This is a genomic window from Streptomyces sp. NPDC054872, assembly GCF_053610705.1.
In genome coordinates this window covers 162,354-175,867 of sequence record NZ_JBSGYY010000009.1, presented here as the reverse complement: position 1 = coordinate 175,867, position 13,514 = coordinate 162,354, and the positions used below count along the sequence as shown (strand labels likewise).

General features: G+C 71.1%; 12 protein-coding genes. 9 read left to right on the top strand and 3 right to left on the bottom strand.

What is annotated here, in order from left to right; genetic code table 11:
* Positions 1-114: 114 nt before the first annotated feature.
* From ACWGIH_RS13810 to ACWGIH_RS13790, 5 genes are all read left to right on the top strand, one after another.
* Complete coding sequence (locus tag ACWGIH_RS13810; protein ID WP_453443396.1) at positions 115-288, top strand: hypothetical protein; 174 nt, start codon at positions 115-117, stop codon at positions 286-288.
* A 33-nt stretch (positions 289-321) separates the two neighbouring features.
* Complete coding sequence (locus ACWGIH_RS13805; protein WP_453443395.1) at positions 322-927, top strand: YdbC family protein; 606 nt, start codon at positions 322-324, stop codon at positions 925-927.
* Positions 928-1,057: 130 nt separating this feature from the next.
* Entirely contained in the window at positions 1,058-1,717 is a 660-nt protein-coding gene (locus ACWGIH_RS13800) for a histidine phosphatase family protein (RefSeq protein ID WP_453443393.1), read from the top strand.
* A gap of 12 nt (positions 1,718-1,729) precedes the next feature.
* Positions 1,730-2,638 (top strand): ADP-ribosylglycohydrolase family protein, encoded by a 909-nt coding sequence (locus ACWGIH_RS13795; protein ID WP_453443392.1) that lies wholly within the window; start codon positions 1,730-1,732, stop codon positions 2,636-2,638.
* A 169-nt stretch (positions 2,639-2,807) separates the two neighbouring features.
* Complete coding sequence (locus ACWGIH_RS13790; RefSeq protein ID WP_453443489.1) at positions 2,808-4,586, top strand: DUF4153 domain-containing protein; 1,779 nt, start codon at positions 2,808-2,810, stop codon at positions 4,584-4,586.
* A 124-nt stretch (positions 4,587-4,710) separates the two neighbouring features.
* On the opposite strand, the gene ACWGIH_RS13785 is transcribed toward ACWGIH_RS13790, so the two are convergent.
* On the bottom strand, positions 4,711-6,267 hold the full coding sequence (locus ACWGIH_RS13785; RefSeq protein WP_453443391.1) for an MFS transporter: 1,557 nt from the start codon (positions 6,265-6,267) through the stop codon (positions 4,711-4,713).
* 124 nt (positions 6,268-6,391) lie between these two features.
* Between ACWGIH_RS13785 and ACWGIH_RS13780 the strand changes: the two genes are divergently transcribed.
* The 3 genes from ACWGIH_RS13780 to ACWGIH_RS13770 all read left to right on the top strand — a co-directional run bounded on the left by ACWGIH_RS13780 (position 6,392) and on the right by ACWGIH_RS13770 (position 8,509).
* Positions 6,392-7,006 carry a TetR/AcrR family transcriptional regulator gene (locus ACWGIH_RS13780; RefSeq protein WP_453443488.1) on the top strand — a complete coding sequence of 205 codons (615 nt, stop codon included), beginning with the start codon at positions 6,392-6,394 and terminating at the stop codon, positions 7,004-7,006.
* 47 nt (positions 7,007-7,053) lie between these two features.
* Positions 7,054-7,755, top strand: coding sequence for a ribonuclease HII (locus tag ACWGIH_RS13775; protein ID WP_453443487.1), 702 nt, complete (start codon positions 7,054-7,056; stop codon positions 7,753-7,755).
* Positions 7,756-7,834: 79 nt separating this feature from the next.
* A complete protein-coding gene (locus tag ACWGIH_RS13770) occupies positions 7,835-8,509 on the top strand; it encodes a hypothetical protein (protein ID WP_453443390.1) in 675 nt (224 codons plus the stop codon).
* Between the two features lie 208 nt (positions 8,510-8,717).
* Here ACWGIH_RS13770 and ACWGIH_RS13765 read toward each other — a convergent pair whose 3' ends face one another.
* Together ACWGIH_RS13765 and ACWGIH_RS13760 are read right to left on the bottom strand one after the other, a co-directional pair.
* Entirely contained in the window at positions 8,718-9,356 is a 639-nt protein-coding gene (locus ACWGIH_RS13765) for a hypothetical protein (RefSeq protein WP_453443389.1), read from the bottom strand.
* Between the two features lie 214 nt (positions 9,357-9,570).
* Positions 9,571-11,760, bottom strand: coding sequence for a RecQ family ATP-dependent DNA helicase (locus ACWGIH_RS13760; RefSeq protein ID WP_453443388.1), 2,190 nt, complete (start codon positions 11,758-11,760; stop codon positions 9,571-9,573).
* A gap of 133 nt (positions 11,761-11,893) precedes the next feature.
* Here ACWGIH_RS13760 and ACWGIH_RS13755 point away from each other — a divergent pair, with 133 nt between their 5' ends.
* Positions 11,894-13,360: a DUF4192 domain-containing protein gene (locus ACWGIH_RS13755; RefSeq protein ID WP_453443387.1), complete on the top strand. Its 1,467-nt coding sequence runs from the start codon at positions 11,894-11,896 to the stop codon at positions 13,358-13,360.
* The last annotated feature ends 154 nt before the right edge of the window (positions 13,361-13,514 follow it).

Sequence of the window (13,514 nt, the reverse complement as noted above, 5' to 3'; positions counted from 1 at the left end):
AGGGCGACGCACGGCAAGACGTGCGACAAGGAGAGTGGCGGTTCGGGATCGCCCAGGAGGCGAACGGCGCACGGGTGTTGCGGACCGAGCACGCAGACGGCTGGTTCTCCAAAGGTGCGGCGCGCCCTGGTCGGTGAGCGCCTGACGGTGACGCGACCGGACGGCACATCGGACGAACGCGACGTATCCGCCGAGGAGTTGGGGGATGTTCTCGACCGTGAGTTCGGTATTGAACTGACCGCCGATGATCGCGCCGGGCTGATCCGGGCGCACTACGCCGGAGCGTGACCCGGGCCACGCTCCGCGCCGTACGATGGCGCGGTGCTGGTCAAGTGGATTCGCTGCACCGTGGTGGACCGACGGGGGTTCGAGCGGGGTCAGCGGAAGTGGGCGGGGCTTCTGGGGGAGCCGGGGTTCCGGGGACAGGGCGGGGGGTGGAGTCGGGAGCGGCCGGGCGTGGCGCACGTCTTCGGCTTCTGGGAGAGCCGGGCCTTCTACGACTCCTTCATGGCGCGCTCCCATGACCGGCTCGCCGCCACGCAGTCGGGCACCTTCAAGGACATCCAGAGCAAGCTCTTCGATCACCGTTTCGACGTGAAGACGGGCTTCGAGCCGCGCTTCACGGACGCGGACGTGGTGCGGGTGGCGCACTGCCGGGTGCGCGAGGCGCGCGTGGAGCACTTCGCGCTCATGCAGGAGAAGGTCTGGAATCCGGCGATGGCGGGATCACCCGGGATGGTGCGCGGGCTCTTCGGGGAGGCGCCCGGGCACGAGTTCCTGGTGCTCTCCATGTGGCTTTCGGCCGCCGAGCACGGCAAGTACCGCAGGGAGCGCGTGGAGCGCCTCTTGCTGCGGGCGCAGACGGAGGCCGATGTCGCGGCGCTGGCCGGTGACATCGTGGAGCTGGAGCCGTCCTGGACGGTCTGACGCCGCGCACGCGGTGACCTGCGGTGTCGCTGCCGGGAGCCGCGGCGCCGACGGCGACCGCATACGCCGGATGGAGCCCCGACGGCCGACCGGTTGAGCCGCGGGGGAGGGGCCGATCTAGGGTTTCCGTATGGCACGTCCGCAGCGCATCTTCCTTGTCCGGCACGGCGAGTCGGCCGGAAACGCCGACGACACCGTGTACGAACGCGAACCCGATCACGCGCTGGCGCTCACCGAGAAGGGCTGGCGCCAGGCGGAGGAGACGGGTGAGCAGCTACGGGAGGTCGTCGGCCGGGAGCGGGTGAGCGTGTACGTCTCGCCCTACCGCCGTACCCACGAGACCTTCCGGGCCCTGCGGCTCGACCCCGAGCTGGTGAGAATCCGCGAGGAACCGCGACTTCGGGAGCAGGACTGGGGAAACTGGCAGGACAGGGACGACGTCCGACTGCAGAAGGCCTACCGCGACGCGTACGGGCACTTCTTCTACCGCTTCGCCCAGGGTGAGTCGGGTGCCGACGTGTACGACAGGGTGGGCGCGTTCCTGGAGAGCCTCTACCGGAGCTTCGAGGCCTCGGACCATCCGCCGAACGTCCTTCTTGTCACCCATGGCCTGACCATGCGGCTTTTCTGCATGCGCTGGTTCCACTGGTCGGTGGCGGAGTTCGAGTCGCTGTCCAACCCCGGGAACGGCGAGATGAGGACGCTGGTGCTCGGCGACGACGGCAAGTACACAATGGACCGGCCGTTCGAACGCTGGCGCGAACCCGAACCCTACGGCGTCACCGGATAGAGTGGCAGGGCGATGACCGCTGACTCCTCTCCCGACCGGCGCCTGGCCCGCGCTCTGGCCAGCCTGCGCGGACTGGCGGTGGGGGACGCGCTGGGCTCACAGTTCTTCGTGCCCGCGAACTACCCCCTGCTGAAGCGCCGCGAGGCGCCCCCAGGCCCCTGGCAGTGGACCGACGACACCGAGATGGCCTGTTCCGTGCTCGCGGTCCTGATCCGGCACGACCGGATCGACCAGGACGCCCTGGCCCTGTCCTTCGCCGAGCACCACGACTTCGACCGCGGCTACGGCCCTGCCGTGAACCGGCTGCTCAGGCAGGTCCGGGAGGGCGGTGACTGGCGGGAGCTGGCCTCCGCGCTGTTCAAGGGACAGGGCTCCTGGGGCAACGGGGCGGCCATGCGGATCGCCCCGCTCGGCGCCTGGTACGCGGACGATCCGGAGCAGGCGACCCACCAGGCGGAGATCTCCGCCTACCCCACGCACCAGCACCGTGAGGCGGTCGTGGGAGCCATGGCGGTGGCCGCCGCCACGGCGCTCGCGGCCGATCCCGCGGGGCTGCCCGCGCCCAAGGCGTTGCTCGACGGCGTGATCGACCTCGTGCCCCGCAGCGCCGTGGGAGCGGGGCTCCGCCGCGCGCGGGACATGCTCGACTACGGGGACGCGGCGACGGTCGCCGCGGTCCTCGGCTGCGGCCGCCGCACGACGGCCCATGACACGGTGCCGTTCGCGCTGTGGTCGGCCGCCCGTGGCCTGGGCGCCTACGAGCAGGCCATCTGGTCCACCGCCCAGGTGGGCGGCGACATGGACACGACCTGCGCCATCGTGGGCGGAGTGGTCGGCGCCGGTGAGGGCGGAGCGCCCTCCGACGCGTGGCTGGAGCGGACCGAGGTGCTGCCTGGCTGGGTGCCGCTCACGGCGGGCTGACTTCGGCGCTCACAGCGGGCCGACCCAGGGATTCCGGCGAGCTGACCCGGTGGTTCCGGGGTGACTGTCACGGTCATGCCACAGCATGGCCGGTGTGGGGGCCGCCGTCGGCAGCCCGGCTACTCTTTCCGGCAGGCCGCGAGTTGATCATGGCTTGCGCCTCAACGAGATGCCGGTCGCCCGGCGGCCCCGCCACGCCTGCGTGCCGTCTGCCGCGTGCGCGGACCGGCCGGGAGGGGGTCCCGTGTCCGATTCACCGTCCACGCCTGAGCCATCAGATGTGGAAGATTCACCAGCACCTTCGGCAGGAGAGCCAGCCAAAGAGCCGCCAGAGCGGCCAGAGCCGCGGCGAGCGGACGGCGACAGCCACATCGAGGCGCCTGAGGAACCCCAGGACGCCGTGCCCCGGCCGCGTGCCGCGGAGGGCGTTCCAGGGCCTCGTACCGACTGGGCGTACCCGGAGGGCGCGTACAAGCACGAGCCGTTGTTGGCCGACCTGCGTTCCGAGCCGCCGGCCCCGGTCCGCGCGGGCACACTCGGCGCGGTGCTCGCGACCGGCCTGCTGAGCATGCTGCTGCTCGGCGACGGGCTCGCGATCAACCTCCTGATCGTCGCCGTGCCCGCCGCGCTCGCCGCGTACTTCGCCGCCGAGCAGGCCGGTCGCAGGCCCCGCCCATGGACGCTTGCCTGGGCGGTCGGCGGCCTCGCGCTGCTTGCCGTGCCCGCCCTGCGGGACGCGGGCTGGCCCTCGTTCCTCGCCATCGTCGCCGCCGTCGGCCTCGGCTCGCTCGCCCTGCACGGCTGCCGTACCTGGCCCGGCGTGCTGCTCGGTCCGGTCGGTCTCTTCGAAGCGGTGCTCTCGGGCCTCGGCTGGGGATGGCGCGGGGTGCGGGACCGCGCGAGCGGGTCCAGGAGCGGACCCGTGCTGCGGGCGGTCGCGGTGACCGCCGTGCTGCTGGTGGTCTTCGGCGCACTGTTCGCCGGGGCCGACGCCGCCTTCGCGGGGCTGCTCGGCGATCTGATGCCGGATGCCTCCGTCGCCGACGGGCCATGGCGTCTGCTGCTCTTCGCGGCCGGCGTCGTAGGGGCGCTCGCCGCGGCACACACCGCTGCCGCGCCCGTGCGGTGGGACCGGCTCGTCGTGGGACCCGGACGGGAGCGGGGCCGCGTCGAGTGGGCGCTGCCGCTGATCGTCCTGAACCTGCTGTTCGCGGCGTTCAACGTGGTGCAGCTCGCCGTGCTCTTCGGCGGCTACGACGCGGTCCTGGAGAAGACCGACCTCTCGTACGCCGCCTACGCGCGCCAGGGCTTCTGGCAGCTGCTGCTCGCCACGCTGCTCACTCTGGTCGTCATCGTCCTCGCCCTGCGCTGGGCGCCCCGGGGCGGGGCGCGCGACCGAGGTCTGGTGCACGCCGTGCTCGGCACGCTCTGCGCGCTCACACTCGTCGTCGTCGCGTCGGCGGTGCGGCGCATGGACATGTACGTCGAGGCGTACGGCCTGACCAGGCTGAGGGTGTCCGTCGTGGCCGTGGAGCTCTGGCTCGGCCTCGTCATCGTCCTGATCATGGCGGCCGGAGTGTGGGGCGCGCGTTGGTTGCCGCGCGCCGTTGCCGCGAGCGCCGCCGCCGGTGTACTGGCCTTCGGGCTCCTCTCGCCCGACGGACTCATCGCCGAGCGCAACGTGCAGCGCTACGAAGACACCGGGAAGTTCGACCTGGAGTACGCGCGGGGGCTGTCCGCCGATGCGGCTCCGGCCCTCGACGCCCTGCCGGAACCGCTGCGCTCCTGCGTCCTCGATGGCCTGGAGACGAGCCTCGGCTCCGAGCGCGGGCCTTGGTACGCCACCAGCCTGGGGGAGGCGCGGGCCAGGGAGATCCTCGAGGACCACCCGCCCGAGGCTCCCCCGGCCGGCTGCACGGATGATGGCGAGGAGCCGTCGTACCGCTGAGTCGCGCACGGCCGGGTCGCCGGTTTCCTGGGCGAAGGGAGTGCGGCAGCCGTCGTCCGCGGCGGCGATGCCGGGTCGCTCCCCCCCCGCCGCGGGCGACCCGGCACATACGCGTGCGCGCCGGTCAGCCGCCGGCGGGACCCGCCGCGCTCGCCGTACCGGACAACGCGTCCAGGTCGCTCTTGCGCACCCTGACCACCACCAGCGCGGTGACCAGGGCGAGCAGGGCCATGGCGACGGCCGGCAGGAAGGCCGTCGAGATCCCCTCGGCCAGCACTTCGTGTCCCCAGGGCGCGGGCAGCTCGCCGGTCTTGGCGAACGCGGCCTTCTGTTCCGGCGATGCGTTCGCCATGAAGTCCGCCATCTGTTCCTTGCCCTCGTTGCGGCTCGCCGTGCCGAACACCGTGGTCAGGATGGAGAGGCCGAGCGAACCGCCCACCTGTTGCGTCGCGTTGAGCAGCCCTGATGCCGCGCCCGCCTCGTGTGGGGCCACTCCGGAGACGGCTGTCAGTGTCAGGGTCACGAAGTTCAGACCCATGCCGAAGCCGAACAGGAGCATCGGGCCGAGTACTCCGCTCACGTACGAGCTGTCCGGGCTGATGAGGGTCTGCCAGCCGAGCCCGACGGCGACGAGGGCCGAACCGATCACCATGAACGGCTTGGGGCCGAGGGTGGGAAGCAGCCGTTGGGAGATGCCCGCGCCCGCCACGATCGCGACGGTGACCGGCAGGAAGGCGAGGCCCGCCTCGATCGGTGTGTAGCCCAGGACGTTCTGGACGAAGAGCACGATGAAGAAGAACATGCCGAACATCGCCGCGGCCAGACTGAGCATGATCACGTACGAGCCGGAGCGGTTGCGGTCGGCGAACATCTTCAGCGGAGTGATCGGTTCCTTCGCCCGGCTCTCGATCAGGGCGAAGGCGAGGAGCAGCACGATCGCCGCGGCGAACGACCCCACGGTGAGGCTGTCGCTCCAGCCGTCCTCGGCCGCCCGGATGAATCCGTAGACCAGGGAGGCCATGCCGAGGGTCGACGTGAGGGCGCCCGCGATGTCGAAACGGCCCGGATGGCGCTCGGACTCGCTGATGTAGAGCGGGGTGAGGAAGGCGATCAGGATGCCGATGGGCACGTTCACGAACAGCACCCAGCGCCAGTCGAGCCACTCGGTGAGCATGCCGCCGGCCAGCAGGCCGATGGCGCCGCCGCCCGCGGAGACGGCCGCGAACACACCGAAGGCGCGGTTGCGCTCGGGGCCTTCGGGAAACGTCGTGGTGATGAGGGCGAGAGAGGTGGGCGACGCGATCGCGCCACCTACACCCTGCAGGGCCCGCGCGACCAGCAACTGCCAGGGCTCCTGCGCGAATCCGCCCAGGAGCGAGGCGAGGGTGAAGACCAGGATGCCGGTCATGAAGACGCGGCGGCGGCCGAGGATGTCACCGGCCCGACCGCCGAGAAGCAGCAGGCCACCAAAGGTGAGGGTGTACGCGCTGACGACCCAAGTGAGGTCGGTGGTGGAGAATTCGAGCGCGTCCTGAATGTGCGGGAGCGCGATGTTCACAATCGTGGCGTCGAGGACCACCATGAGTTGGCAGGCCGCGATGACGGTCAGGGCGATACCGGGCCGGCCTTCTCGGCGGGCGGCGCCGGGCTTCCGGTCTTTGGATAACTGAGAGGTTGTCACTATGGGTCCCCCACAAGTGCGTTAGTGAACGCTCCCGTTCACTGTCCCGTCAACGGTAGTGACTCCCCAACAGTGAACGCAACCGTTCACTGATACTGCCTCGTACTCCAACGGAGAGATGTCGATGGTTACTTCGCGCTGGAGCGCCGCATCCGCTCAAACGGCCTCCCTGCGCCGCCGGGGCCCCGTCCTCGAACGGGCGATCCTCGAGGCCACGCTCGAACAGCTCAGCACCGTCGGCTGGGCCGGCCTGACGATGGAGGGCGTGGCCGCGGGCGCGCAGACCGGCAAGGCCGCCGTCTATCGCCGCTGGCCCTCCAAGGAGGACCTCGTCGTCGACGCGCTGCGGTCCGGCCTCCCGAGACTGGACTCCGCACCGGACTGCGGAGGGGTCAGGGAAGACCTCCTCCAGCTGTGCAGGCAGATGCGTGAGGCGATGTTCTCGCGGCCCGGATTCGCTCTTCGCGCGGTCCTTCACGAGTGCGACACGGTGACGGCCGAGCGGTTCCATGGCGTGATCTTCGATGGGGTCATCGGGCCGAGCGTGGGGCTGATCCAAGAGGTCGTACGCCGCGGGGTCGAGCGCGGAGAGGTCCGTGCCGAGGCCATGAATCCCTACGTATGCGATGTCATTCCGGCGATGATGATGTACCGGTCCAAGGTGTGCGGGAGCGAATGGAGGGACGAGGAGTTCACCGAGCTGATCGATCAGGTCATGGTTCCGCTGCTTCGTCGGTAGACCTGGGTGTCGCCGGTGGCATGCGGCGGCGTACGCTGTCAGGCGCCATGCCGTACGAACCACCCACCCACACCGTCGAGCGCTCCCTTCGCGCTACCACCGGAGCGAAGATCGTTGCCGGAGTCGACGAAGTCGGGCGCGGCGCGTGGGCGGGACCGGTCACCGTATGCGCGGCGATCACGGGACTGCGCAGGCCGCCCGAAGGGCTCACCGACTCCAAGCTGATCACTCCCAAGCGGCGCACCACGCTCGCGGGGGAGCTGGAGAGCTGGGTCACGGCCTACGCCCTGGGGCACTCCTCGCCCGAGGAGATCGACGACATGGGGATGACCGCCGCGCTGCGGCTCGCCGCGACGCGCGCCCTGGAGGCGCTTCCGGTGCGTCCGGAAGCGGTGATCCTCGACGGGAAACACGACTATCTCGGGATTCCGTGGCAGGTTCGTACGGTGATCAAGGGCGACCAATCCTGTGTGGCCGTCGCTGCGGCTTCGGTGATCGCGAAGGTTCGGCGCGACAAAATGATGGCCGAACTGGGTATCGAACATGCAGACTTCGGTTTTGCGGCCAACGCCGGCTATCCGTCGCCGGTGCACAAGGCCGCGCTGGCGGAGCGGGGGCCCACCCCGTACCACCGGATGTCGTGGGCGTATCTTGATGCGCTGCCCCAGTGGCGGCACCTCAAGAAGGCCCGCAGCTGGGCGGATGGAAGTGTTCCGGAGATCGAGGGCCAGCTCGGCTTCGATTTCTGACACTTCCGGCAGTTCCCATCGCACTCAAGTGCCCCCCCCGCCGATGCCACCCGCACCGGCGTTTGATAAATAACAACGCATGCCTCTCAGTCCCGAGGAGCCTCAGATTCACGAGAGTGCCCAGGGTCCCCGCGTGACCCCGGCCAGTGGCCGCATCACGCCGACCCCCCGCCCCGTACCCGGCCCGCGTCCCGCGGCCGCGCCGCGTCCTGGCCGACCGGGCCCCGCCCGGCCGACGCCGCCGGCGCAGCGCACGTCGCGTGAGCCGGCCGCCAAGCCCGCTCCGTCCGCCCCGGCTGTTCCCGGATCCTCCGTCGCTCCCGCTCGTGTCCCCGCGGGCCCCGCAACGGACGCCGGCGCTTCGGTTCCGCAGATCCAGCTGATCCCGGCTCCCGTCGAGGGGGCGCTCGACGCCGCCGAGGAAGCCGTTGACCTGCTGCTCGACTCGGGTCGCGCTCCGGGTGAGGTGCTGGTGATCACCACCGGCGACCCGCACCCGTGGGCCACGCACGAGCTGTCGTTCGGCGAGGTCTCCTACTGGGCTCAGCACGACGCGGGTGACGACGTCTTCTACGCGGACGCCGCCGCCCTGGACCGTGCCGTGTCCCGCCCCGTGGTCGTCGTCGCCATCAACGGCGGCAGCGAGGAGATCGCGGTCGGCGCGCTGCCGACGGCGCTCGCCCGAGCCGGAGCCCTGCTGATCGTCTGCGGTGACCCGCAGCGGATCAACGCGATGCTGGGCGCGGGCGTCTGACGCTCGCTGTCCGACATCCGCGCCTCGGCTTCGCCTGCCTGACGTTCGTCGTCAGGCGGACGAAGTCGCGGCGTGGAGCGACCGGTTTCGACGGCATGGCCGAGTGAGCCTCTGACTGTGCGTGTCGCGTTGTCACGCGACGCTGCCGGCGGGCGCGCGCCGGTCCATGCCTGTGGCCCGCTTCGCGGCGGGTGGTGCGGCGGACGACTCAGCGTGCCGCCGCTCGGCGCAGGACGTCGGACGCGGCGCCGCCGGTGCGTGGTGGCGGCGGATCGGTGTCGGCGAAGGTCTCGGGCTGTGAGCCGGTGCTCGGCCGACGGCCGCCGCGCCCCTCGCCGAGTACCTGCCAGCCATCACGGGTCAACGTGATGTACGCGCCGCACCGCAGCCCGTGCAGCGTGCAGGCGTCCCGCAGCCCCCACATCCACGCCCCGTCCTCCTGCGTCCAACGCGCGTCACCGTCACGGCAGTAGAGCAGGACAGCCGTACGCACCGGTGTGCGGCGCCGCAGATCGTGCGGGATGATCCGACGCAACTGCGCGAGCAGGGCGTTACGGAAGACCCAGCCGTCCGCCGCGCTCGGCCGACGGGTGAACGAGGCGCTCGCCCGCAGCCGTTCCTCCGGATCGAGGACGGCGACGACGGCTGTCGCGGGCGTCGGACGATGCCGGGCGTGCAGGCCGCTGACGACCTCACGTGGGTTGCGCAGCAAGGGAATCCCGGCGGCTGACCACTCCGCGGGCTCCAGCATCCGGGTCAGTCGGTTGGCGGGATCGGCGGACATCTCAGCCGACGTCGAGGACTCCGACATCGATGCCGCAGCGGACGGAGCGAATCCGAAGGTCACGGTCCTCCCTTCGGCTACGCGCCCAGAGGGCGGGGTCGGACTGGGGAGCGCACCGCGGCACAGTGCTGCCGGGCGCACGGGGAGCCGCGTGGGGAGCGCCACCAATTCTTCCCGTCGAATTGCCTTGCGGCAACGCGCAATTGAGGCCGCCGACCGGTATTTGGTGATGCGCCTTCTATATCCCTGCCCAAGGCGCCCCCCATTGACGCTTCCGTCAGCCCTGTACAGCCAGGACCAGCGGCAACACTCCCTTGGCTCCGGCTCGGCGGAGCATGCGCGCGGCGACCGCCAGGGTCCAGCCGCTGTCCGTCAGATCGTCCACGAGCAGTACGGGGCCGCCCGCTTCCTGGAGCGCCGCGGCGAGCTCCGGGGGCACGGACAGTGTTCCGTCGAGGGCGCGCAGGCGCTGGGCGCTGTTGCTCCTCGGAACGTGCGTCGTATCGGCCCCGGCGGCGTACTCGATGGAGCCGAGGAGGGGCAGGCGGCCGATCTCCGCGATCCGCGCACCCAGCGACTGGATCAGCTGGGGCCTGGTGTGCGAGGACATGGTCACGACACCGGCCGGTCGCGGCTGCGCGTCGGCGTTGCCCGATGCCCAGCCACCGGGGCCCTTCGCCCAGTCGGCGAGGACACCGACCACGGCGTCCGCCACATCGTCGGGCACCGGCCCGTCAGGGGCCTGCGGCGAGAGCATCGGCCGGAGCCTGTTGCCCCACCCGATGTCCGAGAGACGCCCCAACGCCCGGCCCTGCGCTGCCTGTTCCCCGGCGGGGATGCGTCCCTTCAGGTCGACGCCGATCGCGGCGAGCCCGGTCGGCCACATCCTGCGGGGCTCCACATCGACGCCCGCGCGGACCAGTTCGCCCTTCGCTGTGTCGAGCGCCCCGGATGACACGGCGTCCGTGAAGCGTGCTCCCGCGCAGTTGTCGCAGCGGCCGCAGGGGGCGGCTGCCTCGTCGTCCAGCTGCCGTCGCAGGAACTCCATCCGGCAGCCGGCGGTCGTGGCGTAGTCCCGCATCGCCTGCTGTTCCGTCTGCCGCTGCTTGGCGACCCAGGCATACCGCTCGGCGTCGTACGCCCAGGGCATCCCGGTGGAGGTCCAGCCGCCCTTGACGCGCCGCACCGCTCCGTCCACGTCGAGGACCTTGAGCATCGTCTCCAGGCGTGACCGGCGCAGCTCGACCAGCGGCTCCAGGGCGGGCAGCGACAGTGGCCTGCCCGCCTGCGCCAGCACGTCCAGCGTGCGCCGGACCTGCTCCTCCGGCGGGAAGGCGAGCGAGGCGAAGTAGTTCCAGATCGCTTCGTCCTCCTTGCCCGGAAGGAGGAGCACCTCCGCGTGATCGACACCTCGGCCCGCGCGACCGACCTGCTGGTAGTACGCGATCGGGGATGAGGGGGAGCCGAGATGCACCACGAAACCGAGGTCGGGCTTGTCGAAGCCCATCCCCAGGGCGGAGGTGGCGACCAGGGCCTTCACGCGGTTGGCGAGCAGATCCTCCTCGGCCTGCTGGCGGTCCGCGTTCTCCGTCTTTCCGGTGTAGGAGGTGACGGTGTGCCCGCACTGCCGCAGGAAGGTGGTGATCTCCTCGGCCGCTGCGACGGTGAGCGTATAGATGATCCCCGAGCCCGGCAGTTCGTTCAGATGGTCGGCGAGCCAGGCCAGCCGGTGCGCCGCATTGGGGAGTTGCAGGACGCTCAGGCTCAGGCTCTCGCGGTCGAGGGGGCCACGCAGCACGAGCGCGTCCGAACTGCCGCCAGTGCCCAGCTGCTCGGCCACGTCAGCCGTCACGCGCGCGTTGGCCGTCGCCGTGGTCGCCAGGACGGGGACGCCGGGGGGAAGGTCGGCGAGCATCGTGCGCAGCCGTCGGTAGTCGGGCCGGAAGTCGTGGCCCCAGTCCGAGATGCAGTGCGCCTCGTCGACCACGAGCAGACCGGTCGCGGCGGCGAGCTTGGGCAGGACCTGATCACGGAAGTCCGGGTTGTTCAGCCGCTCCGGGCTGACGAGGAGGACGTCCACGTCGCCGGAGGCGACCTCGGCCTGGATGGTCTCCCACTCCTCGGTGTTGGAGGAGTTGATCGTGCGGGCGCGGATCCCGGCTCGCGCCGCCGACTCCACCTGGTTGCGCATGAGCGCGAGCAGTGGGGAGACGATCACGGTGGGGCCACTGCCCCGCTCCCGCAGCAGGGCGGTCGCGACGAAGTACACGGCGGACTTTCCCCAGCCCGTGCGCTGCACGACCAGTGCCCGCCGCTTGTCGGCGACGAGCGCTTCGATCGCGCGCCACTGGTCCTCGCGCAGCCGTGGACCATCTGACGGAGACGCCTCGCCGCTCGCGTGCGCGGGGCCGCCGACGAGGCGGGCGAGTACGGCATCGGCCGCCGTGCGCAGATCTTCGTTGCTCATGCCCCCATGCAACCCGATGGGTCTGACATTAGGCGAACGGGTCCGCCGGACTGTGGATAACTCTTGGCGTGGCCCTGACCGTACTTATCCACAGGGCAAACCGGAACCTGGTCATCCGCGGGAGAGTCGGCGCATGACGAACCACAGCGAGCAAAACGACCCGATCGACTCGACCAGCCCCATCGACTCCGCCAACTCGACCGAGCGAACCGCGTCCATCGACGAGACCATGGTCACCCTGCGCACCCCCGCCGAACTCGCGGACGCCCTGCCGTACTTGCTCGGGTTCAGGCCCGAGGAGAGCGTCGTCCTCATCGCCCTGCACGGCGAGCGGGGGCGGTTCGGCGGCCGGGTGCGCCTCGGCATTCCCGGGCGTGCGGAGGACTGGCCGCCCATCGCGGAGCAGCTCGCCCAGTGCCTGGTGGGCGGCTGTGAGCGGCGCGGCGCCCGGCCTGACGGCATCGTGGCCTTCCTGTGCGCGGAACCGGTCGGCGCCGAAACCGGCCGGCAGGTCATGGAGCGCCTGCGCCCCCTGGCACAGGTGCTCCGCACCGCCTGCGGAAGGCTCGACGTCCCCGTGTTCGAGGTCGTGTGCATCTCGGCGGGCACCTTCTGGACCTACTGCTGCCCGAACCAGCAATGCTGCCCGCCGGAGGGCGTGCCACTGCTGCGTCCCGGCACCTCGGTTCTGGCCGCCGCCACGGCTTACGCCGGCGTCCAGGTAGGCACCACCACGCGGGAGATCCGGGCGCGGTTGACTCCCTGGGAATCCGTTGCCGCAGCCGACCAGGAAGCCGCGCTCGACGCGGCGGGGATGGCGCTCGTGCACCGGATGCTGGGGGAGGACGGGCAGGCCGAGGTCGCCGCTGACACGCTCGACCTGGCCCGACGGATCATGGCGCGCATGGCTGCCGCGCCGACGGTCGGCGACCGGCTTGAGGCGGACCTCCAGGACGACGAGCTCCTCGCGCACGACGAGGCCGCCGCGCTGATCCTCGGCCTGCAGGACCGTACGACGCGCGATCGGGCCGCGGAGTGGATGGAAGGCGATGTGGCGGCATCGGCGCTTCGGCTCTGGAGGGTCCTGGCCCGCCGCTGCGTCGGGGCCTACAAGGAGCACGCGGCGGCACCGCTGTCGCTCGCGGGCTGGGTCGCGTGGTCCCTCGGCGACACCACGGAGGGCCAGGAAGCCCTGGCCATGGCGCTGTGCGCCGATCCGAGGTACACCTTCGCGCAACTCCTGCACCACGCGTGCGCCGGAGGTCTGGACCCCGAGCCGATCCGCCGCTGCTTGCGCACGGAGCGGAGGGACCGCAGTGCCACGGGAGTGCAGACCGAACTGCCACTCTCCTCGGGGCCTTCGGGGCCTTCGGGGCCTTCGGGGCCTGCGGAACCTTCGGGGCCAGCGGAGCCTTCGTCGTCTTCGTCGGCTTCGGAGCTCGCGGAGCCCTCGGGTGAGCCGGTGGGTGTCGTCGCCGCTCGACGCCGCCGTCCCGCACGTCCGAAGGGCGGCACTGGCGCACGGAGCGCCGACAGGCCGACCACGGGGCCACAGAACCGACGCAGCACCATCCGTCGCACCTCGAGGAACGACACGTGAAAGCCGATGTGCGGCACGTCCTGGGGCCAGGGGGTGGACAAGTGCCGACCGTCCTGCCGTACGGGGGAGGCCAGGGCCGGGCGAGTGGCTTCCCGTCCGGTAGGCGTGACTTGGTGCGGGGCAGGTCCGTTCACCTGAAAGGCGGTACCCGTGC

What these genes read in the sequence shown, in the direction of transcription:
- ACWGIH_RS13800 (WP_453443393.1), top strand. Translation starts at nt 1,058, where the DNA reads ATGGCACGTCCGCAGCGCATCTTCCTTGTCCGGCACGGCGAGTCGGCC.
- ACWGIH_RS13795 (WP_453443392.1), top strand. Translation starts at nt 1,730, where the DNA reads ATGACCGCTGACTCCTCTCCCGACCGGCGCCTGGCCCGCGCTCTGGCC.
- ACWGIH_RS13790 (WP_453443489.1), top strand. Translation starts at nt 2,808, where the DNA reads ATGCCGGTCGCCCGGCGGCCCCGCCACGCCTGCGTGCCGTCTGCCGCG.
- ACWGIH_RS13780 (WP_453443488.1), top strand. Translation starts at nt 6,392, where the DNA reads ATGGTTACTTCGCGCTGGAGCGCCGCATCCGCTCAAACGGCCTCCCTG.
- ACWGIH_RS13775 (WP_453443487.1), top strand. Translation starts at nt 7,054, where the DNA reads ATGCCGTACGAACCACCCACCCACACCGTCGAGCGCTCCCTTCGCGCT.
- ACWGIH_RS13770 (WP_453443390.1), top strand. Translation starts at nt 7,835, where the DNA reads ATGCCTCTCAGTCCCGAGGAGCCTCAGATTCACGAGAGTGCCCAGGGT.
- ACWGIH_RS13760 (WP_453443388.1), bottom strand. Translation starts at nt 11,760, where the DNA reads ATGAGCAACGAAGATCTGCGCACGGCGGCCGATGCCGTACTCGCCCGC.
- ACWGIH_RS13755 (WP_453443387.1), top strand. Translation starts at nt 11,894, where the DNA reads ATGACGAACCACAGCGAGCAAAACGACCCGATCGACTCGACCAGCCCC.